Raw genomic sequence first — 19,199 nt, 5'->3', positions numbered from 1 at the left:
TCGGCGGCCGCGCGCCGCCGATCCACGACGTCTCCACCGACTGGAAGACGCCGCTGATGCTGTCCGACGCCGCCCTGGCGGCGCGGGGCGGCGAGGCCCAGACCGTCGAGCCGGACCCCAGCCTGCCGGTCGGCTCGGCCGACTTCGCCGGCCGCCGCGTCGCCGACGTCAACGCCGAGACCTGCCCGGCCGCCCGGCCGCTGGTGCTGGCGCGCGCGCCGGCCGACGCCTACGAGTCGGCCAAGGCCGCCGTGCAGGCCGCCGGCCTGACCCTGGTCACCGACGACCCGATCGACGGCCGGCTGGAGGCCACGGGCCAGAGCTTCTGGTACGGCCTGAAGGACGACCTGGTGGTGCGGGTGCGTCCCGACGCCGCCGGGTCGCGGGTCGACATGCGGTCCGTCGGCCGCGCGCCCGGCCCCGACATGGGCCGCAACTGCCGCCGGGTGAGCGGGTTGCTGGCGGTGGTGAGGGGGTAGTCGTTCGGCGCACTTGCCCCCTACGGGCCTTCGGCCGTCTTCCCCCATAGGGGGAAGAGCCTCGCCGTTGGCGCCGCGCGAACTCCGCCCCCTATGGGGGCGGACAGACCGCGGAGCGGTCAGGTGGGGGCAAGTCGTTCAGGCCAGCCGATATTCCGAATCCAACCCCGCCACCCCCTCGCACGTCACCCGCCCTTCCTTCACCAGCAGCAGCACGTGGGCCAGCACCGACATCGCCGCCGCCGGGTGCAGGCGCGGGTCGACGGCGGCGTAGAGCGTCGGGACCATGGCCTTGATCGTGGTCGGGCCGGCGGCCAGGGCCGCCAGGATCTGCGCCTCGCGCGCGCGGCGATGGTCGGCATAGGCCTGGATGAACGGCGCCACCTCGCGGACCGGCGAGCCGTGGGTCGGCCACAGGGTGTCGAAGTCCAGCGCCTTCACCTTGTCCAGGCTGGCGAAGTAGGCGCCCATGTCGCCGTCCGGCGGGGTGATCACCGTCGTCGACCAGCCCATGATGTGGTCGCCGCTGAACAGGGCGTTCTCTTCCGCCAGGGCGAAGCAGACGTGGTTGGAGGTGTGGCCGGGGGTGGTCACCGCCCGCAGCGTCCAGCCGGGACCTTCGAACACCGCGCCGTCGGCGATCTCGACATCGGGGCGGAAGCCGTCGTCGTCGCCGGCTTCCAGGGTCAGGTCCGACGCCGCCTCGGCCAGGTGCGGCGCGCGGCGGCCGTAGATGGTCGCGCCGGTCGCCCGGGCCAGCGGGCGGGCGAGGGGAGAGTGGTCGCTGTGGTGGTGGGTGACCAGGATGTGGCTGACCGTCTCGCCGTCCAGGGCGGCCAGCAGCGCCTGCAGATGGCCGTCCAGGTCGGGGCCGGGGTCGATCACCGCCACGGTCCCGCGCCCGACGATGTAGGTGCCGGTGCCGGTGTAGGTGAACGGCCCGGGATTGTCGGCGATCACCCGGCGGATCAGCGGCGAGACCTGGTCGCAGCGGCCGTATTCGAACTCGATCTCGCGGACATAGGGGATCATCACGGTCTCTTCAGGAGAGGGGGCTCCGGCGCCGGTCTTGCGATTAACGACCCGTAAACCACCCGGAGTACGGATCATGGCCGCCGACGCAGCGATTTTTGTCTCAAAACGGCTCCAACGGGCGGCGTTCGCCATCCTGTGTCTCATCGTGGCGCAGTTCGTGCTGGCCAGTTGCGAGCCCGAGCCCTCGGCGATGGCCGCTCGGGTCGCCCTGACACACCGCTACTAGGGCCGCTGAACCCTAGCCGCCCAACACGCCCGACAGGTCGTAGCCCGCCGCCGCGCCCTGGCGCACCAGGGTGTCGCGATCGCTGGCGCCCGAAATCGCCTGGCCCAGCGACCAGGTGACGATCGAGCGCGTGCCCGACCGGCAGAAGGCCAGCACCGGCCCCTCGGCGGCTTCCACCGCTCGTCGCACCGCCTCGACCTGGTCGGGCGTCGGGCCGCCCCGCACCGGAATATGCGCATAGGCCAGGCCGGCGGCTCGGGCGGCGGCCTCCATCTGGGCGCTGGAAGGCTGGCCCGGCTCCTCGTCGTCGGGGCGGTTGTTGATCACCAGGACGAACCCCTCGGCGGCGGCGCGGCCCAGGTCCTCCACGGCGATCTGGGGGCTGACCGAAAGCGAGTCGGTCACGTGTCGGAAGCCGGTCATGGCAAGTCGCTCACAAGTTCACGGGCAAAGGCCGCCCAGACCGCATCATCCCGGCTCGGGGGCGCCTCCGCAACGGTCGGCGTGGTTTTTGATCTGTCGCGAAATTGGGCATCTCGCGGACAAAACTTTTTAGCATTGGTCATATGACGCATATATGACCCGAGAACATCGGTTTTTGATGGGCGTATTTTGTTAATGTCAACGTACTAGGAGGTATTTTTGCCGTCTCTGGCGTGGGCGTCCCGAAATGTGTTCGCAACGCGACGCTGGGGTCGAATTTGCCTTGCTTACCAAGGGACTACGGGGCGCCGGACCCGGTTTGCCAGCCTATTTGTGGAGAATCTGAGCGGCGTTCGTCAAAAATGCGGCGATCGTGTTGCGATAATGCGACAGGGCGTAGCGATGTGATTACGGATCGGTAATGGCAATTGACCGGTGAGCAGCGCGGCTCCTAACGTCGCCGCAACCGGGGAAATGTTTTCCGGGACACCTAAGTTCTCGTGGTGGAGTTGGGGCGAAAATCCAGCCACATCGAGCGCAACGTTCCCTTGTGGGGCGCGCGGTCGGTTGGATGCTCCGCCATGCTAGAGGGGATATTATGAAGATGAATTCCACCAAGGGCGGCGTTCGCGCGCGCCTTTTTGCGTCGACGCTGCTGGCCGGACTGGCCACCGTCGCCGCGCCGCTCGCCGTGACGGCGATCGTCACGGCCGTCCCGACCCTGGCTTCGGCCCAGGACTACAGCTCGGGCTCGCTGATCGGCACCGTCAAGGACTCGGCCGGCGTCACCGTTCCGGACGCGACCGTCACGGTTAAGTCGCTGGCTCAAGGCTTCACCCGCACCGTCACCACCGACGGCTCCGGTCAGTTCCGCGTTCCCCTGATCCCGATCGGCGGCTACTCGGTCGCGATCGCCAAGGAAGGCTACCAGCCGACCAGCGACGGCAACGTCCAGGTCGCCCTGGGTGGTTCGACCGCCTACCAGTTCACGCTGACGGAAGTTGGCGCTTCGGTCAGCGAAGTGGTCGTCACCGCCACCGCCAACCCGCAGCTGGACTTCGCCGCGACGACCAAGGGTCTGACCGTCGACCTGGAGACCCTGACCAAGCAAGCGCCGATCGGCCGCTCGCTGACCGCGGTCGTCCAACTGGCTCCCGGCGTCGTCGTCGGCAGCTCGTCGCGCGTCACCACGGCGCCAAGCGCCGCCAACTTTGGCGCTCAGCCGTCGGTCGGCGGTGGTTCGGTCGCCGAAAACGCGTTCTACGTGAACGGCCTGAACATCACCAACTTCGACACCTACATCGGCGCGGCTGAAGTGCCGTTCGACTTCTACAAGTCGATCGAAGTGAAGACCGGCGGTTATCCCGCCGAGTTCGGCCGGGCCACGGGCGGCGTCATCAACGCCGTCACCAAGTCGGGCTCGAATGAGTTCAAGTTCGCCGTGCACGGCAACTTCGAACTGGACAGCCTGCGCGAAGATTCGCCGGACACCTACATCGTCGCCAACCATCGCGGTGGTCGTTCGGACAAGAGCGGCACGTTCGAAGTCAGCGGTCCGGTGATCAAGGACCACCTGTTCTTCTACGTGCTGAACCAGCAGCGCGACCAACAGCAGCAGACGGCCTTCAAGACCCTCGGCCAGTACACCGTCGACAAGAGCAACGACCCGTTCTGGGGCGCCAAGCTGGACGGCTACATCACCGACCGCCAGCGCGTCGAACTGACCTATTTCGACACCCAGAAGACCATCAACCGTTCGGCCTACGCCTACAACGCCACCGCCGACACCATCGGCGCTCAACTGCCTTCGACGGTCTATCGTCAAGGCGGCGTGAACTATGTGGCGCGCTACACCGGCACGTTCACCGACTGGTTCACCGTGTCGGCCGCCTACGGCAAGAACCGCGACTCCAACAGCGTCCTGCCGGGCAACGTCGTTGACCCGCTGGTGACCAGCGACGTCGACGGTCAGGCCACGACCACCATCAGCGCCCAGAAGCAAGGCACGATCGAAACCCGCAAGACTCTGCGCGAGTTCTATCGTCTGGACGGCGACCTGTACTTCAAACTGCTGGGCGACCACCACGTCCGCGGTGGCTACGACCACGAAAAGACGACGCTGAACCACGCGTCGATCGACACCGGTCCGACCGCCAGCGGCATCGCCTACTTCTACCACCGTCCGCTGTTCGACCCGGCCAACCCGACCGCCAAGGACGCCAACGGCGTGCTGGGCGGGGTGAACTACGTCGAAGTGTCGACGAACCGCTTCGGCGGCGCGCCGGTCCACGGCGTCAACGAAGCCTGGTACATTCAGGACGCCTGGGACGTCACGCCCCAGCTGAGCCTGCAACTGGGCATCCGTCACGACAACTTCACCCTGGACAACCTGTTGGGTGAGCAAGTCCTGAACCTGAAGGACAACTGGGGCCCGCGCTTTGGCGTGACCTGGGATCCGGTCGGCGAAGGCAAGGACAAGATCTCGGCCTCGTTCGGCCGCTACTACATCCCGCCCGCGTCCAACCTGAGCTATCGCGGCGCCGACCTGGGCTACAGCGCGTTCTTCTACGCGCCGGGCTACGTCCTTGGCACCACGAACGGTCCGAACTTCACTCAGACCGCCAACAACGTTCCGACGGCGCTCGGCACGCAGATCACCACGACCACGAACCCCGGCCTGCCGGCTGGTACGTTCACGGGCTGCCCGCAAGTCGTCGTCGCCGGTTCGCCGAACGTCGAGGGCTGTACGGTTTCGTTCGGTCTCGGCATCGCCGAGCCGGCCTATTCCAAGGCCGCCGTGGGTATCAAGGCTTCGCAAGAAGACGAATACACCGTGGGTTACGAGCGTCAGTTCTCCCCGCTGTGGAAGGGTGGCGTCAACCTGACCTACCGCAAGCTGAACCGCATCTCGGAAGACACCACCCTCGACCCGTTCGTCGTGAAGTGGTGTAACGCCCACGTCACGGGCGCGACGCTGACTGCCTGCGAAACCATCTTCAACAACTCGTGGCAGTACATCGTCTTCAACCCGGGTGAAGATCTGACGATCAAGCTCCGTCAGCCCGACGCCCGCGTCCACGACGCGGCCACGATCGCGGCCGCCGCGGCCCTGCCGAAGACCCTGACCTTCTCCAAGACCGAACTGGGCTTCCCGAAGCCCAAGCGCGAATACATCGCCCTGGAATTCACCTTCCAGCGCGCCTTCGACGGCAAGTGGGGTCTGCAAGGCTCGTACACCCTGTCGGAAAGCAAGGGTAACTACGAAGGCACCGTTCTGTCGGACAACAACCAAGCCGACGCCGGTTCCACCGTGCTGTACGACTTCATCGGTCTGACCGACAATCAGTACGGCCTGTTGCCGAACCACCACGCGCATCAGTTCAAGGTGTTCGGCAACTACGCCGTGACCGACAACCTGATGTTCGGCGCCAACGCGCGGGTCATCTCGCCGAAGCATCAGGGCTGCCTGGGTCGTCACCCGACCGACGGCAACTCGGCCGGCTACGGCGCGGCTTCGCGGATTTGCGACACCTTCGGTACGGTCGTGAACCCGGTGACGGGCGTGGTCACCCACCCGGTCATCACCCCGAACGTCCCCACCCCGCGCGGTTCGGTTCGGGAAACCGACTGGACCACCTCGCTTGACCTGTCGGTCCGCTACACGGTTCCGGACACCATCATGCCGCTGGGCGGCAATCTGGTTCTGCGCGCCGACATCTTCAACGTGCTCAACTCGGACGGCATCACGTCGTACGAAGAGCGCGGCGAAACCAGCGGTGGCGGTTATTCGGCCAACTACGCCAAGCCGATCGCCTACCAAGAGCCGCGCTACGTGCGGTTCGGCTTCGACCTGGACTTCTAAGGTCAAGCACTCCGTTAGAACTAGGAATGGCGGCGGGCTCTTCGGAGCCCGCCGTTTTTCTTTGGGCGCGGCCCCGCCGGGAGAGCGTTTCTGGCGTCTATCCCCGCCGCCGTGGAAACAAACGTCAATAAAAGCGGGGTCTTACAGGAAAACGCGCGTTTCCTGTCCTTGAGCTCCAAGCCGCAGGCATACTGCTTCTCACCTGAAGGCAGGGGAGGGCGCACGTACGGCGACCGATGCGGCCTTCGGGGGTGGTCGAGCGGGAAGCGCTCGCCGAGGTCTTTAAGGGACAGCCTTCGCGGCGGTCAGGTCGGGTTCCCTGCAACATGGGACGAAAGCCTGGCGGCGGAGGATCGGCGGACGCGGCAGGTGGGGGCTGAAATCGCCCGCACGGTCCAGGGAGCGCCAACTCCCTGCCCGCCGGGGGCCTCCATCGGAGCGGGTTAAGAAACCGCGATCCGAAGGCTCTCGTCCGGAGGCCACGCGAAGCGCTCGTCTTCGTCGAAACGGTACTCAAAACTGCCAATCATCCGGGCGAGGCCCGGGCGCTTCGCACCCTCTCCACCAGCTCAGCGGACTTCCGCGTGAGATCACACCCACTTGCCCCCACCTGACCGCTTCGCGGTCTGTCCGCCCCCATAGGGGGCGGAGTTCGCGCGGCGCCAACGGCGAGGCTCTTCCCCCTATGGGGGAAGACGATCGCGAAGCGATCCGTAGGGGGCAAGGGCGTGAGCCACGAGGCCGTCCAGCCCCAGAAGAAAGGGCCGCCCGGTCGCCCGGACGGCCCTTCTGGTAGCGAGGAGGCGGGTCGCCTAGTGGATCGGCGTATCCGCCATCACCGACGCCCCGCCGGGCGTGGCGCGCAGCCGGGCCTTGGCCATCTCGTCCATGATCGACTGCGAGCGCGGGTCGCCCAGCAGCCAGGCCGAGGCGGCCATGGTGCGCAGCGAGGCCGAGCTGACCCCCAGCGCCTTCTCCAGGGCCTCGAACGGCGAGCTGGAGCCGCCGAACTTCTTGAACTTCACCTCGCCCTTGATCCCGGCCAGGCTCTTGGCCTTGTCGACGGCCTCGTAGAAGCCGCCCAGTTCGTCGACCAGGCCCAGCTGCTTGGCCTGGACGCCGGTCCAGACCCGGCCCTTGGCGATCTCGCGCACCCGTTCGGGCGGCAGCTTGCGGCCCTCGGCGACGCGGTTGACGAAGCCGCCATAGATGCGGTCCATCCAGGCCGAGAACTTGGCGCGCTGGTCGGGCGTGAAGCCTTCGCCCGTGCCGAACGCGCCGGCATAGTCGCTGCCCACATGCACCTGGCGGGTGTCGACGCCGAACCGCGCCAGGGCGTCGCCCAGGGCGAACTTGCCGCCGAACACGCCGATCGAGCCGGTCAGAGTGGTGGGCTCGGCGACGATCGCCGAAGCGCCGGACGAGATCCAGTAGCCGCCGGACGCCGCATAGGTGCCCATGCTGACGACGATGGGCTTGCCGGCCTTCCTGGCGGCCTTCACGGCGGCCAGGATCTGCTCGGAGGCGGTGTCGGAGCCGCCGGGGGAGGAGACGCGGAACACGATCGCCTTGACGTCCTTGTCGTCGATCGCGTCGTACAGCGCCTTGGCCACCTGGTCGGAATAGATCGTGCTGTCGCCGCCGAACGGCGAGCCGCCCTCGCCGCTGCCGGTCATGATCGCGCCCTCGGCGCTGACCACGGCGATGGTCGGTCCGGTCTTGGGCGGCGTGCGCTTGGCGCGGGAGGCGTAGTCGTCGAAGTCCAGCAGCTTGGCGCCCTTGCCGGCCCGGCCGAGCATGGCGTCCTGGACGTCCTTCACCTGGCCGACCTTGTCGATCAGCCCCTTGGCCTGGGCTTCCTCGGCGCTGTAGGGGCCCGCCTCGATGGTCTTGATCAGCGCCGCCGGATCGACCTTGCGGTCCTGGGCGGCCGTCGTCAGGGCCGAATTATAGACCGACCCCATCCACGACAGCGTCGATTCGCGGTGGGCCGGGGTGTAGTCGCTATAGAGGTAGGGATTGACCGCGTTCTTGTACTCATAGCGCTGCTCGTACTCGGCCTTGACGCCGTACTTGTCGAAGAAGCGCTTGAAGAACATCTCCTCGCTGGCCGCGCCGACCGCCTGCAGGGCGCTGTCGGGCTGCATCCAGAACTCGCTGGCGGCCGCGCCGAGCATGTAGGTCGAGGTGACCAGCCCCGAGGGATACAGGCCCTGGCTGTGGGCGATGATCGGCTTCTTGCCGACCGCGCGGAAGTGCTTGAAGGCCAGGCGCAGTTCGTCGGCCGAGGCCGGGGCCATGCCGCCCTCCGGCAGGCGCACCAGCACCGCCTGGACCTTGTCGTCGGTCTCGGCCCGGCGCAGCGTCTGGATGATCGACATCACCGACTGGCCGCCGCCGCCGCCGAACGCCGCGAACGGGCTCTGGGACTCCTGGTCGGACAGGCCGCCACGCAGGTCGAGCTGCAGCACGGTGTGGGCGGGAACCGGGGCGGGGCGCGTGGCGCTGGCCGCCATGACGATCAGCAGGAAGGGGACACCGACAAGGAACAACACCAAGCCGACGAAGACGCCGGCCACGGTCATGAGAAACTGCTTCATCGGACGTCCTGCTGCCAATTGCCAAGCAAGCTAGTAGCGACACTGGCGTTGCGGTCAAATGAACAGCGCGCAACCCGGCGTTTGGGCGCCTAGGTGGTTCGCCCCGAGGGGGCGGGAAGCTGTTTTTTGGGAATTCTCGGGAAAATAATGGTCGGAGTGGCAGGATTTGAACCTGCGACCCCTGCGTCCCGAACGCAGTGCTCTACCAGACTGAGCCACACTCCGACTTGGAGGGCGGCTTATAGATGCGGCCCGGCGGTCTCGCAAGCGACAAAAAACGCCCTCGAAAAAGAAGTTCAAAGCAGCGTTGCATCCGTCCGACTCCTGGGCTATCTCCACCGCCTCGCCGGGCCCCACGGGGTTTCGCCGTTCCTGCTGGGGAATGGTGTAATGGTAACACAGCGGTTTTTGGTACCGTCGTTCTAGGTTCGAGTCCTAGTTCCCCAGCCACTTCTCTCTCTCCTGCAAAAGTCGCCGCCTCCGGCGGCCCCGCGCCTCCCTCAGGCGTCGCCGCCTCGCGCCTTCCGCGACAGGGGCCGGCGTCCAGGGCGCGCCTCCACAAAATCGCCATGCATCGCAAGTCCTGTTGAATCAACAGGCCGCGTCGCGGGCCCTGTGGCTTTGCGATCGGCGGCGCTGATCTTGCCTCATCTGCCGCGGGGTCGAATCGTTGCGGCGATGAAACCTTTGATCGAACAACATCGGTCTCGAACTGGCGGCTACGCAGGGGGAAACCGCGCTTCGAGGGTTTTCCCTGGTTTAAATCGGAGTCGATTTTCTGGTTGCTGTTCTCAAGATTCGTTTGGATTGTGAGCCTTACCAGCGCGATTACCACGATTGAGTACTTGTATTTCGGCGAGGCGGGTGTATTTCCAAGTCAAAGACACATCGGAGAGACACTCGTGGAAGACAAGGCTACCCTGATCGAGCTCACCGCCGAGATCGTCGCCAACTACGTGGCCAATAACAGCACGTCGGTCTCCGATCTGCCGGCGCTGATTCGGGCGACGCACGATGCCTTGGCCGGTATTGGTTCCCCGGAAGCCGTTCCGGTCGAGACTGTTACGAAGGCTACCCCGGCCCAAATCCGTCGCAGCATTACGCCGGACGCGCTGATCAGCTTCGAGGACGGCAAGCCGTACAAGACCCTGAAGCGTCACCTGACCACGCACGGCATGACCGTCGCCGAGTACAAGGCCAAGTGGGGCCTGCCCAACGACTACCCGACCACCGCGCCGGCCTACAGCGAAGCGCGCTCGGCCATGGCCAAGGCCCTGGGCCTGGGCCAGGGCGGCCGCAAGGCCAAGGCCCCGCGCGGCCGCAAGGGCTGATCCGACCCCTTCACGGTCGAGAAACGCAAAACCCCCGCCGGCGACGGCGGGGGTTTTTCTTGGATTTCAGGCGCCGGTCAGCGACCGGCCGCGCCCCAGGCCGCCAGCAGGACCTTGCCGCTTCCCATCACCGAGACCGCGTCGACCCTGGCCGTCGCGAAGCACTGGTGGGCCGTGACCAGGATGTGCGTGGTGTCGTCGATATGGAGTTCCGGCGCGGCCAGCCGGCCGGCATAGTCGCCGCAGAACACCTCGGGCCGTTGGCCCAGCGAGGTGATGCGGCCTTCCAGCACCAGGGTCATGCCGCGTGTCAGGCGATGATAGGTCTCCTGGTTCATCCGCAGCTTGTAGACCATGAACGGCTGGAAGCGTGGCGGCAGGGCGGAGGCGCCTTCGGCATAGGGAATGGCCAGGCCGTAGTTGGTGATGATGCTCTGGACGCCGACGTCCTGGCGTTTCGTGCGCCCGTCGAGGACCTCCACCGCCACCGGATTCTTGATTTCGCTGCCATCGAAGAACGCGGTCTGCAGCGTCGGCAGATCCGCGAGGCCCTGATCGGCGAAGCGGTCGTAGTTGGCGGCGCTGATCTGCCCCAGGCCGATCATCAGGGTGAGCTCTCCCCGGGAAAAGTCGTAGCGCCAGCGGGCGGGACTCTGGAGCGCCTTCATCGTGCGCTTTTGCTCGTCGACGAACGGAATGGCGATTCGGAAGGACCGGCCGGCCAGGGTTTCCGTGGCCGGCGCCCGCCGGGCGCTGTCCATCGCCTCGCGCAAGGCGATGGCGTCCATGGCGTCGCCCTGGCCGGAAACCAGGAGCGCCGCCGCCAAGAGACCGCCGATCATCGCCTAGTTCTCCTGTTGCTCGCGACCAGGAACACCCTGCGTTGAGCGGAGGTCAATGGGCTTGGCCGGTCCCGAGGCGGATGAAGGCCTCGCCGCGCGCCGGATCGCCCGTCGCCGCGTCAGCGAGTTCAGACGCCGCTCAGGACCATACCGGGCGAGTCCGGTTCCCGCGTCCCGCCGCCGTTCAGCGGGCGCTGCATCCAGACCAGGTCGACCCAGCGGTCGAACTTGTAGCCCATGGCCGGGAACAGGCCGCGCTGCTCGAAGCCCAGCGCCGCGTGCAGGCCGATCGAGGCGGCGTTGCCGCTGTCGCCGATCACCGCGCACATCTGGCGCAGGCCCAGGGCCTCGCAGGCGGCGATCAGCGCCGAGAGCAGGGCCTTGCCGACGCCCTTGCCGACGGCGTCCGGGCCGACATAGACGCTGTCCTCGACGGTGTAGCGATAGGCGGCGCGCAGGCGGAACGGACCGGCATAGGCATAGCCGAGGACGACGCCGTCCTGTTCGGCGACCAGATAGGGCATGCCCTTGTCGAGGAAGCCCGCGCGCCGGCGGGTCATCTCGGCGAGGTCCGGCGGGACCTCCTCGAAGGTGCCCAGGCCGTTGAGGACGTTCCAGCCGTAGATCGCGGTGATGGCCGGCAGGTCGGCGTCGGTGGAGGGGCGGACGGTCACGGTCATCGAAAGCTCTCGAACATCACGCCTTGGTCCAACCCTTGTCCACCGCCCAGACGGCGAAGGCGTAGTCCAGGGCGATCTCCTTGAGGAAGTCGAAACGACCCGAGGCGCCGCCGTGACCGGCCTCCATGTTGATCTTGAGCAAAATCGGATCACCGCTGGTCGTATGTTCGCGCAGTTTCGCAGTCCACTTCTCGGGCTCCCAGTAGGTGACGCGCGGGTCCGAGAGACCGCCGGTGGCCAGCACGGCCGGGTAGGGCTTGGCGGCGACGTTGTCATAGGGCGAATAGCTGGCGATGTAGTCGTACGCCTCCTTGTCCTCCAGCGGATTGCCCCATTCGGGCCATTCCGGCGGGGTCAGGGGCAGGGAGGTGTCGCTCATGGTGTTGAGCACGTCGACGAACGGCACCGCCCCGATGATCCCGGACCACAGGTCGGGACGCAGGTTGGTGATCGCCCCCATCAGCATGCCGCCGGCCGAGCCGCCATAGGCCACGGTGCGACCCTTGGCCCCGTAGCCGGCCGCGTGCAGGTGCTCGGCGCAGGCGATGAAGTCGGTGAAGGTATTCTTCTTGGTGAACTTGCGGCCGTCCAGGAACCAGCCATAGCCCTTCTCCGACCCGCCGCGGACGTGGGCCGTGGCCCATATCCAGCCGCGGTCGACCAGGCTGAGGTTGCGGATCGAGAACGACGGGTCCATCGACATGCCGTAGCTGCCATAGCCGTACAGCAGCAGCGGCGCCGCGCCGTCCAGCGCCACGCCCTTCTTCATCAGCACGGTGATCGGCACGTCGGCGCCGTCCGGGGCCTTGGCGTAGAGCCGCCGGGTGACATAGGCCGCCGGATCGTGGCCGGAGGGGATTTCCTGGGTCTTGCGCAGGGTCTTCTCGCCCGTGACCATGTCGTAGTCGAACCACTGCCGGGGCGTGGTCGGCGACTGGTAGACATAGCGCATCACCGGCGTGTCGAACTCGTAGCCGCCCTCGACGCTGAGGACATAGGCCTCCTCGTCGATGACGATCGGCTTTTCGGTCTTGCTCGCCCGTTCGGTGATGACGATGCGGGTGTTGGCGTTGACCCGCTCCAGGCGCACCAGGTGGTTCTTGTAGGCGCTCAGGCCGGTGATGAAGGTTCCTGGCTTGTGGGCCACGAAGTCCTTCCAGTGCGCGCGGCCCGGCGTCTCGACCGGGGCCTCGACCAGCTTGAAGTCGATGGCCTGGTCGGCGTTGGTGAGGATGACGAAGCGGCCGTCCCAGTGCTCCAGCGAATAGCGCAGGCCGACCGTGCGCGGCTCGACCACCTTGGGGGCGGCGGTCGGGTCGGAGGCCGGGATCAGCAGGGTTTCGGACGTCTCGTGGTCGCCGGCGCTGATGATGATGAAGGCGTCCGAGCCGGTCACGCCGACGCTGACGAAGAAGCCGTCGTCGGGCTCTTCATAGACCAGCACGTCGTCTTTCAGGCCGCCACGGGCAGGGCGGCGGTAGATCTTGTCGGACCGGCCGTTGTCGTCGCGGTGGGTCCAGAACAGCCATCGCGAATCGGGCGACCAGGCGAAGTCGCCGGTGCTGCTCTCGACGGGCTCCTTGAGGATCTCGCCCGTGGCCAGGTCCTTCACATAGATGTGGTGGACCTCGGAGCCTTGGGCGTCCTCGGCATAGGCGAACAGCGTATGGTCAGGGCTGTGGTCGGCGGCGCTGACCTGGCTGTAGGCCTTGCCCTTGGCCAGGGCGTCGGCGTCGAGCAGGACCTCCTCGCCGTCCGTCTTCCCGCCCAAGGCGCCCTTGGGCCGGCGGCAGAAGATCGGGTGCTGGCCGCCGATGTTGAAGCGCGAATAGTATTCGAACGGCCCGTCCGGGGCCGGCACCGAGGAGTCGTCCTCCTTGATGCGGCCCTTCATCTCCTCGAACATCGCCTTCTGCAGCGGTTCGGTCGGGGCCAGCATGGCCTTCTGATAGGCGTTCTCGGCGGTGAGGTGCTCCTTGACCTCGGCCTTGATCAGGGTCGGGTCGCGCAGGACCTTCTGCCAGTTGTCGTCCTTCATCCAGGCGTAGTCGTCGACGCGGACCCGGCCCAACTGCTCGGTGCGCTTGGGAACCTTGCGGGCGACGGGCGGTACGGGCTTGGGCGAGGTGGACTTTGGCATGCGACTCTCGGATTGGGCGGTCCCGGGATGGATCGCCGAGGCTGACGTAAGCACCGCTGCCACGCTCGTCATCATTTTGCGCCGGTTCATGGTCAGATTCCCCCCGCGATGCGTCAGAACGCCAACTTGTGCGGGTTGGCGACGCTGGTCAAACTGACCCTGGGCGTAAGGTGATCCGGGGGCGTGAGGGCGTAGATGGCTTGGGACCTGTCGGTCGATCTGATCCAGGCGACCGTGCAGCTTGAGCAATCGCTCGGCGACGGGTCGCGCACGGTCGGCACGGGGTTCCTGATCGAGGACCCCACCCCCGACGGCCGTCCGCGCACCATCCTGGTCACCGCCGCCCATGTCTTCGACAAGATGCCCTCGGCCTCGGCCAAGATCGGCTATCGCATCCAGAGCGCCGACGGCGTCTGGCGCTATGACCCCCTCTCGCTGAAGATCCGCGACGGCGACCATCCGCTGTGGGTCAAGCACCCCACCCGTGACGTCGCCGCCATCGTGGTCGAAGCCCCGCCGGAGTTCGCCAAGGCGGCGATCCCCCTGGCCTGGCTGGCCCAGGACGACACCTTCAACAAGTACGGCCTGGGTCCCGGCGATGAGATGATGGCCCTGGGCTTCCCGCGCGGGCTGTCGGCCAATCCGGCCGGCTTCCCTATCCTGCGCTCAGGGCGGGTGGCGTCGTATCCACTGGCCCCGGCCAGCGTGTTCCCGACCTTCCTGATGGACTTCTCGGTGTTCCCCGGCAATTCGGGCGGGCCGGTGTTCATGGCCCAGGGGGCCCGCCGCCGGCCCGGCTCGACCGAGAGCCAGGAGGTGCAGTTCGTGGCCGGCATGCTGACCCAGCAGGTCGAACTGTCGGGCGAGCGTCTGGAGATCGGCATCGTCACCCACGCCAAGTACATCCGCGAGGCGGTGGCGCTGATCGACAAGCTGGCCGGCCCGCCGGTCGTTCAGGCCAAGCCCGCCAAGCCGGTCGAGCCCTCGACCCAGGCGGCGACCCAGGCCGCCGTGGCGGTGTCGGCCACCGCCGTGGCGGTCGCCCGCTAGCAACCGTCGAGGACGCTCGAACGGCCGCGGAGCGATCCGCGGCCGTTCGGCTGTCTGCTCGTCCCTAGGCCGGCACGCGGTCGAGGAAGCCGGTGACCCGGCTCAGGCGGCCCTCGGGGTCGATCTCGACGAAGTCGGTGCCGCGCACCGAGGCCGCGTCGCCCTCGACGCCGGCCGGGCCCAGGGTCCACGAGAAGCGGATGTGCGGGCCATGGCCGTCGGCGGGGCCGTCCAGCGCGAAGCGGAAGCCGGGGAACCGCGACTGGGCGCCGGCCACCAGGCCGTCGACGCCGTCGTGGCCTTGGGCCTGCATCAGCGGGTCGACATAGGTCGCGTCCGCCGACCAGTCGCGGGCCAGCAGGCCGCGCCGCCGGTCGGCGTCGGTTTCGTTCCAGAGGGCGATGTAGCGGTCGGCGACGGTGGCGGGGGCGGTCATGGCTGGGGTCCTTTCGGTGACGCCCGATGTGCTCGAGCGCCCCGAACATTCCCCCTGACCGGCTCCCGGTCGATTACGCGCCAGGTAAGGCCGGCGCGTTTCGGGCTCAGCCGTAGATGATCGAGATGGTCTCGGCCACGCAGGCGGGGCGCTCCTCGCCCTCGATCTCGATGGTGCACTCGTTCTTCATCTGCAGGCCGCCGGCCTTGGGCTCGACGCCGAGCAGCTTCTGGCGCATGCGCACCTTCTTGCCGACCCGGACCATGCCGGTGAATCGCACCTTGTCGCAGCCGTAGTTGATGCCGCGCGTCACGCCGGTGACCCGCAGGATGCCGGCGCCCAGCATCGGGATCAGCGACAGGGTCAGGTAGCCGTGGGCGATCGGGCCGCCGATTTCGCGGGTGGCGCGCTCGACATCGATGTGGATCCACTGGTGGTCGCCGGTGGCTTCGGCGAACAGGTTGACCCGCTCCTGGGTGATCTCGACCCAGTCCGAAACCCCGATCTCCTGCCCGACCAGGCTGGCGATGTCGGCGTAGGCGACTTCCTTCATGGTGCTTTCTCCCAAGCTCTAAACGTTTGTTTGATTGCTCGCATGGGTCGCCGCCGCAGGCAAGCGCGCTTGACAGCGGCGGAGCACGCGCGAGGTTTGCGCAACCACAAGCGGGGCGGGAACGATGCAACTCATCACACGACGCGGCGCCCTGGGCGCCATCGGGCTGGGCCTTGCGGCGACGGCCGGCGGCGCCATGGCGGCGGTCGAGGGCGCGCCGCCGGTCTCCAAGCTGAGGGTCACGGTGCTCTCGACCATGCTGGCCGACGCCGGCCTGGGCGAGTGGGGCTACGCCGCCCTGGTCGAGGTCGGCGACACGACCTTGCTGTTCGACACCGGCGCCCATCCCGAGGTGGTGCTGGCCAATGCGCGCGAGATGAAGATCGACCTGTCGGGCGTCGAGACGGTGGTCCTGTCGCACAACCACGGCGACCATACCGGCGGCCTGCTGGCGCTGCGCAAGGCGCTGATGGCCGCCAATCCGCGCGCCATGGGCGTGGCCCATGTCGGGGCCGGGGTCTTCTCGCCCCGGCTGGGCGGCGACGGGCGGGACCATAACGGCCTGAGCCCGATCCGCGCGGCCTACGAACAGCTGGGCGGACGCTTCGTCGAGCACGCCGGCCCGACGCAGCTGGCGCCCGGCGCCTGGCTGACCGGGCCCGTGCCGCGCCCCAACGACGAGCGCAACTGGCAACCCGGCCTGCGGCTGCAGGGCCCTGACGGGGGCCCGGGCCCCGAGGACAACGTGCCCGAGGACAGCTCGCTGGTCTTCGACACCACCAAGGGCCTGGTGGTGCTGACCGGCTGCGGCCATGCCGGGGCGGTCAATATCTGCCAGTACGCCCGCGACCTCGTCCGGCCCGCGCCCATCGAATGCCTGATCGGCGGCCTGCACCTGTTCGCCGCCTCGGACGCCAAGATCGACTGGACCGCCGCCAAGCTGAAGGCCATGGGCGTGCGCCATCTGCTGGCCGGGCACTGCACCGGGATCGAGGCGACCTACAGGCTGCGCGCCGGCCTGGGCCTGACCCGCGCCACCGCCGTGGTCAGCGCGGTCGGCTCGGGCTACAGCCTCGACGAGGGACTGCGGCCGGGCGCCATCGCCGCCTGAGGCGCGGACGATCCCGCCGTCGCCTGCGCCCCCCGCTAGGCGGCCGGCAGGGCGACCTTGGCCAGCCGCGCCTCGAACGCGGACAGGTCGGGCACGAACCAGACGGTCGCTCCGCGGTTCGACTCGGCGACGAAGGCCGCCAGGCTCTGGCTGGCCTCCGTCCAGGGCGTGATGTCGCCGATGAAGGCGACGGCCATCCGGTAGTTGGTGAACTTCTGGATCACCTCGCCGGCCAGGCGGGTGCTGAGGTCGAGGAAGCCGGGGCCCAGGCGCTCCAGGGGAATGGCCAGCCAGTGAGCGTCGTCGGACCAGGCCGCGCTAAGGAAGTCGCTCGCGGCGCGGTCGCTGTCGAGCGGCGGGCCCTGGGCGTCGCAGACCAGGACCGGCGCGCCTTGAAGGATCTCGAGCTGGTCCATGGTCCGCCTCCGCCAAAGAGCGGGATGTCGGGCCTGCGCCCCCGGATCGCAAGGGCGTCCTAGACGATCCGGCTGTCGCCCTTGCTCCAGTAGGCGTCGCGGATCAACCGCTTGTAGAGCTTCCCCGTCGCGTGCCGGGGCAGTTCGGCCATGAAGTCGATCCGCCTGGGCGACTTCACATGGCTGAGATGGGCGCGGGCGAAGGCCATCAGCTCCTCGGCCAAGGCCGCCTGGTCGCCGGCCCAGTCCATCGGCTGGATCACCGCCACAACCTGTTCGCCCATCTCTTCGTGCGGCGCGCCGACCACGGCGGCGTCGGCGACCTTGGGATGGGTGATCAGCAGGTTCTCGATCTCCTGCGGATAGATGTTCACCCCGCCGGAGATGATCATGAAGCTCTTGCGGTCGGTCAGGTAGAGGTAGCCCTCCTCGTCGACCCAGCCCACGTCGCCCAGGGTGGTCCAGCCGTGCTGGTTGTAGCTCTCGGCGGTCTTTTCCGGGGCGTTGTGGTAGTTCACGGCCGGGCCGCCCTCGAAATAGACCGCGCCCTCGGTGCGCGGCGGGACCTGTTCGCCGTCCTCGTCGCAGATGCGCAACTCGCCCAGCACGGCCTGGCCGACCGAGCCCTTGTGGGCGAGCCAGTTCTCCGAGTTGATCCAGCAGAAGCCGTTGCCCTCGGTGCCGGCGTAATATTCGAAGATCACCGGCCCCCACCAGGCGATCATCTGCTCCTTGACCGGGACCGGGCAGGGGGCGGCGGCATGGACCGCCGAGCGGATCGACGAGACGTCGTACTTGTCGCGCACGGCTTGCGGCAGTTTCAGCATCCGCACGAAGTGGGTCGGCACGAACTGGCCGCAGGTGATCTGGTGCTTCTGGATCAGGCCCAGCGCCACCTCCGGGTCGAACTTCTCCATCACCACCACCGTGCCGCCCAGCTTGTGCACGGTCATGCACCAGCGCAACGGGGCGGCGTGGTAGAGCGGGGCGGGCGACAGGTAGACGCTGTCGCCGCTGAAGCCGAACAGCCCTTGGGCCATCGCCTGCAAGGCGTTGGGCGCGTCGATCGGCCCGCCGCTCAGCGCCGGCTTGACCCCCTTGGGCCGGCCGGTGGTGCCCGACGAATAGAGCATGTCGCTGCCGGCCGTCTGGTCGGCGATCGGCGTCGCGGGCAGGGCGTCGCGCGCCGCCTCGAAATCCTCGAACTCGCCGCGTCCGCCGCCGGTCCGGAACAGCCGCACGCCGGGGATCAGCGGCGCCACGGCCTCGGCGACCGCGTCGAGGCCCGGACTGGTGATGAAGGCCTTGGCCCCGCAGTCCTTGACGATGTACTCGACCTCGCCCGGCGTCAGCTTGGTCGAGACGCAGGTGTAGTAGAGCCCGCTGCGCTGCGCCGCCCAGGTGATCTCGAAGAACCGCGAGGTGTTGTCCATCAGCAGGGCGACGACGTCGCCGGGCTGGAGGCCCAGCGACCGGAACAGCTGCGCCCCCTGGTTGGAGCGGGCGTCGAGCTGGCCGTAGGTCACCGTCTCGCCGGAGCCGGCCATCAGGTAGGCGGGCTTGTCGGGCTGGGTTTGGGCGTGGATCGAAGGGTGCATTCGGGGCGCCTCGGTGACTTGGGTGGGAAAAGCGTCTAGACTGGCTGTCTAGAAATGGAGCGAGCCATGGCGCTCAGCATCAAAACGCGCGAGGCCGACCAACTGGCGCGGGACCTCGCCAAGCTGACCGGCGAGACCATGACGCAGGCCGTGACGGTCGCGTTGAAGGAGCGGCTGGAGCGTGAGACGTCGGCACGGGCCGAGACGCCCGAAGCCTTTGTCGCGCGCATCATGGCGCTGACGGCCAAGCTGCGCGACGGTGTCGACTTCCGTCCGGTTACGCCCGAGGAGTGGCTGGACGCCGGCGGCGATGATCTGGATTTCGAATTGGCGGCGAAGGAAAAATTGGCGAAGGCCGAGCGCTGATGGTGATCGACACGTCGGCGATCATCGCCATCATGGCTGGGGAGGCCGCCG

Annotated in this window: 17 protein-coding genes and 2 tRNA genes; 8 read left to right on the top strand and 11 right to left on the bottom strand. The window is 67.7% G+C overall.

The genetic code is table 11. The annotated features are described in order from the left end of the window. A partial coding sequence (locus PMI01_RS16305; protein WP_007671201.1) for a DUF1499 domain-containing protein occupies positions 1–479 on the top strand: 479 nt, incomplete at its 5' end. A gap of 138 nt (positions 480–617) precedes the next feature. Here PMI01_RS16305 and PMI01_RS16300 read toward each other — a convergent pair. After that, positions 618–1,511 carry an MBL fold metallo-hydrolase gene (locus tag PMI01_RS16300; protein ID WP_007671200.1) on the bottom strand — a complete coding sequence of 298 codons (894 nt, stop codon included), beginning with the start codon at positions 1,509–1,511 and terminating at the stop codon, positions 618–620. Between the two features lie 76 nt (positions 1,512–1,587). Between PMI01_RS16300 and PMI01_RS27190 the strand changes: the two genes are divergently transcribed. Further along, on the top strand, positions 1,588–1,740 hold the full coding sequence (locus tag PMI01_RS27190) for a hypothetical protein (RefSeq protein WP_007671199.1): 153 nt from the start codon (positions 1,588–1,590) through the stop codon (positions 1,738–1,740). A gap of 12 nt (positions 1,741–1,752) precedes the next feature. Here PMI01_RS27190 and PMI01_RS16295 read toward each other — a convergent pair whose 3' ends face one another. Continuing rightward, positions 1,753–2,163, bottom strand: a complete 411-nt coding sequence (locus tag PMI01_RS16295) for a TIGR01244 family sulfur transferase (protein WP_007671194.1) — start codon at positions 2,161–2,163, stop codon at positions 1,753–1,755. A 604-nt stretch (positions 2,164–2,767) separates the two neighbouring features. On the opposite strand from PMI01_RS16295, the gene PMI01_RS16290 reads away from it, so the two are divergent. Next, a complete protein-coding gene (locus tag PMI01_RS16290; RefSeq protein ID WP_035036665.1) occupies positions 2,768–6,025 on the top strand; it encodes a TonB-dependent receptor in 3,258 nt (1,085 codons plus the stop codon). An 812-nt stretch (positions 6,026–6,837) separates the two neighbouring features. Here the strand turns inward: PMI01_RS16290 and sppA are convergent. Beyond that, complete coding sequence (gene sppA / locus PMI01_RS16285; RefSeq protein ID WP_007671190.1) at positions 6,838–8,625, bottom strand: signal peptide peptidase SppA; 1,788 nt, start codon at positions 8,623–8,625, stop codon at positions 6,838–6,840. A gap of 148 nt (positions 8,626–8,773) precedes the next feature. Further along, positions 8,774–8,850, bottom strand: a tRNA-Pro gene (locus tag PMI01_RS16280). Positions 8,851–9,001: 151 nt separating this feature from the next. Here PMI01_RS16280 and PMI01_RS16275 point away from each other — a divergent pair. Beyond that, positions 9,002–9,075: transfer RNA gene (locus PMI01_RS16275), tRNA-Gln, on the top strand. A gap of 452 nt (positions 9,076–9,527) precedes the next feature. Beyond that, positions 9,528–9,956, top strand: coding sequence for a MucR family transcriptional regulator (locus PMI01_RS16270; RefSeq protein WP_007671186.1), 429 nt, complete (start codon positions 9,528–9,530; stop codon positions 9,954–9,956). A 77-nt stretch (positions 9,957–10,033) separates the two neighbouring features. On the opposite strand, the gene PMI01_RS16265 is transcribed toward PMI01_RS16270, so the two are convergent. The 3 genes from PMI01_RS16265 to PMI01_RS16255 form a co-directional block, all read right to left on the bottom strand. Beyond that, on the bottom strand, positions 10,034–10,798 hold the full coding sequence (locus tag PMI01_RS16265) for a hypothetical protein (protein ID WP_007671184.1): 765 nt from the start codon (positions 10,796–10,798) through the stop codon (positions 10,034–10,036). Between the two features lie 128 nt (positions 10,799–10,926). Then, positions 10,927–11,478, bottom strand: coding sequence for a GNAT family N-acetyltransferase (locus PMI01_RS16260; RefSeq protein WP_007671181.1), 552 nt, complete (start codon positions 11,476–11,478; stop codon positions 10,927–10,929). 16 nt (positions 11,479–11,494) lie between these two features. After that, the gene (locus PMI01_RS16255; protein WP_007671178.1) at positions 11,495–13,708 is read right to left on the bottom strand and encodes a S9 family peptidase; all 2,214 of its coding nucleotides are present in this window, start codon (positions 13,706–13,708) and stop codon (positions 11,495–11,497) included. A gap of 105 nt (positions 13,709–13,813) precedes the next feature. Here PMI01_RS16255 and PMI01_RS16250 point away from each other — a divergent pair, with 105 nt between their 5' ends. Next, complete coding sequence (locus PMI01_RS16250; protein WP_007671176.1) at positions 13,814–14,668, top strand: trypsin-like serine peptidase; 855 nt, start codon at positions 13,814–13,816, stop codon at positions 14,666–14,668. A 64-nt stretch (positions 14,669–14,732) separates the two neighbouring features. Here the strand turns inward: PMI01_RS16250 and PMI01_RS16245 are convergent, their stop codons facing one another. Both PMI01_RS16245 and PMI01_RS16240 read right to left on the bottom strand, forming a co-directional pair. Continuing rightward, positions 14,733–15,104 carry a nuclear transport factor 2 family protein gene (locus PMI01_RS16245; RefSeq protein WP_007671173.1) on the bottom strand — a complete coding sequence of 124 codons (372 nt, stop codon included), beginning with the start codon at positions 15,102–15,104 and terminating at the stop codon, positions 14,733–14,735. A gap of 106 nt (positions 15,105–15,210) precedes the next feature. Continuing rightward, the gene (locus PMI01_RS16240; protein WP_007671170.1) at positions 15,211–15,657 is read right to left on the bottom strand and encodes a MaoC family dehydratase; all 447 of its coding nucleotides are present in this window, start codon (positions 15,655–15,657) and stop codon (positions 15,211–15,213) included. A gap of 124 nt (positions 15,658–15,781) precedes the next feature. On the opposite strand from PMI01_RS16240, the gene PMI01_RS16235 reads away from it, so the two are divergent. Beyond that, positions 15,782–16,768, top strand: a complete 987-nt coding sequence (locus PMI01_RS16235; RefSeq protein WP_007671167.1) for an MBL fold metallo-hydrolase — start codon at positions 15,782–15,784, stop codon at positions 16,766–16,768. A gap of 35 nt (positions 16,769–16,803) precedes the next feature. On the opposite strand, the gene PMI01_RS16230 is transcribed toward PMI01_RS16235, so the two are convergent. Together PMI01_RS16230 and PMI01_RS16225 are read right to left on the bottom strand one after the other, a co-directional pair. After that, the gene (locus PMI01_RS16230; RefSeq protein ID WP_007671164.1) at positions 16,804–17,184 is read right to left on the bottom strand and encodes a DUF4180 domain-containing protein; all 381 of its coding nucleotides are present in this window, start codon (positions 17,182–17,184) and stop codon (positions 16,804–16,806) included. Positions 17,185–17,243: 59 nt separating this feature from the next. Continuing rightward, positions 17,244–18,782, bottom strand: coding sequence for an acyl-CoA synthetase (locus PMI01_RS16225; protein WP_007671161.1), 1,539 nt, complete (start codon positions 18,780–18,782; stop codon positions 17,244–17,246). A 66-nt stretch (positions 18,783–18,848) separates the two neighbouring features. On the opposite strand from PMI01_RS16225, the gene PMI01_RS16220 reads away from it, so the two are divergent. Next, on the top strand, positions 18,849–19,148 hold the full coding sequence (locus PMI01_RS16220) for a type II toxin-antitoxin system VapB family antitoxin (protein WP_007671158.1): 300 nt from the start codon (positions 18,849–18,851) through the stop codon (positions 19,146–19,148). The last annotated feature ends 51 nt before the right edge of the window (positions 19,149–19,199 follow it).

Origin of the sequence: Caulobacter sp. AP07 (genome assembly GCF_000281955.1) — a bacterium.
Lineage (GTDB): Bacteria > Pseudomonadota > Alphaproteobacteria > Caulobacterales > Caulobacteraceae > Caulobacter.
Note: the sequence above shows the minus strand (reverse complement) of the source record. Positions and strands in the feature narration are given on the sequence as shown.

What these genes read in the sequence shown, in the direction of transcription:
- PMI01_RS16300 (WP_007671200.1), bottom strand. Translation starts at nt 1,511, where the DNA reads ATGATCCCCTATGTCCGCGAGATCGAGTTCGAATACGGCCGCTGCGAC.
- PMI01_RS27190 (WP_007671199.1), top strand. Translation starts at nt 1,588, where the DNA reads ATGGCCGCCGACGCAGCGATTTTTGTCTCAAAACGGCTCCAACGGGCG.
- PMI01_RS16295 (WP_007671194.1), bottom strand. Translation starts at nt 2,163, where the DNA reads ATGACCGGCTTCCGACACGTGACCGACTCGCTTTCGGTCAGCCCCCAG.
- PMI01_RS16290 (WP_035036665.1), top strand. Translation starts at nt 2,768, where the DNA reads ATGAATTCCACCAAGGGCGGCGTTCGCGCGCGCCTTTTTGCGTCGACG.
- sppA (WP_007671190.1), bottom strand. Translation starts at nt 8,625, where the DNA reads ATGAAGCAGTTTCTCATGACCGTGGCCGGCGTCTTCGTCGGCTTGGTG.
- PMI01_RS16265 (WP_007671184.1), bottom strand. Translation starts at nt 10,798, where the DNA reads ATGATCGGCGGTCTCTTGGCGGCGGCGCTCCTGGTTTCCGGCCAGGGC.
- PMI01_RS16260 (WP_007671181.1), bottom strand. Translation starts at nt 11,478, where the DNA reads ATGACCGTGACCGTCCGCCCCTCCACCGACGCCGACCTGCCGGCCATC.
- PMI01_RS16255 (WP_007671178.1), bottom strand. Translation starts at nt 13,708, where the DNA reads ATGAACCGGCGCAAAATGATGACGAGCGTGGCAGCGGTGCTTACGTCA.
- PMI01_RS16250 (WP_007671176.1), top strand. Translation starts at nt 13,814, where the DNA reads ATGGCTTGGGACCTGTCGGTCGATCTGATCCAGGCGACCGTGCAGCTT.
- PMI01_RS16245 (WP_007671173.1), bottom strand. Translation starts at nt 15,104, where the DNA reads ATGACCGCCCCCGCCACCGTCGCCGACCGCTACATCGCCCTCTGGAAC.
- PMI01_RS16240 (WP_007671170.1), bottom strand. Translation starts at nt 15,657, where the DNA reads ATGAAGGAAGTCGCCTACGCCGACATCGCCAGCCTGGTCGGGCAGGAG.
- PMI01_RS16235 (WP_007671167.1), top strand. Translation starts at nt 15,782, where the DNA reads ATGCAACTCATCACACGACGCGGCGCCCTGGGCGCCATCGGGCTGGGC.
- PMI01_RS16230 (WP_007671164.1), bottom strand. Translation starts at nt 17,184, where the DNA reads ATGGACCAGCTCGAGATCCTTCAAGGCGCGCCGGTCCTGGTCTGCGAC.
- PMI01_RS16225 (WP_007671161.1), bottom strand. Translation starts at nt 18,782, where the DNA reads ATGCACCCTTCGATCCACGCCCAAACCCAGCCCGACAAGCCCGCCTAC.
- PMI01_RS16220 (WP_007671158.1), top strand. Translation starts at nt 18,849, where the DNA reads ATGGCGCTCAGCATCAAAACGCGCGAGGCCGACCAACTGGCGCGGGAC.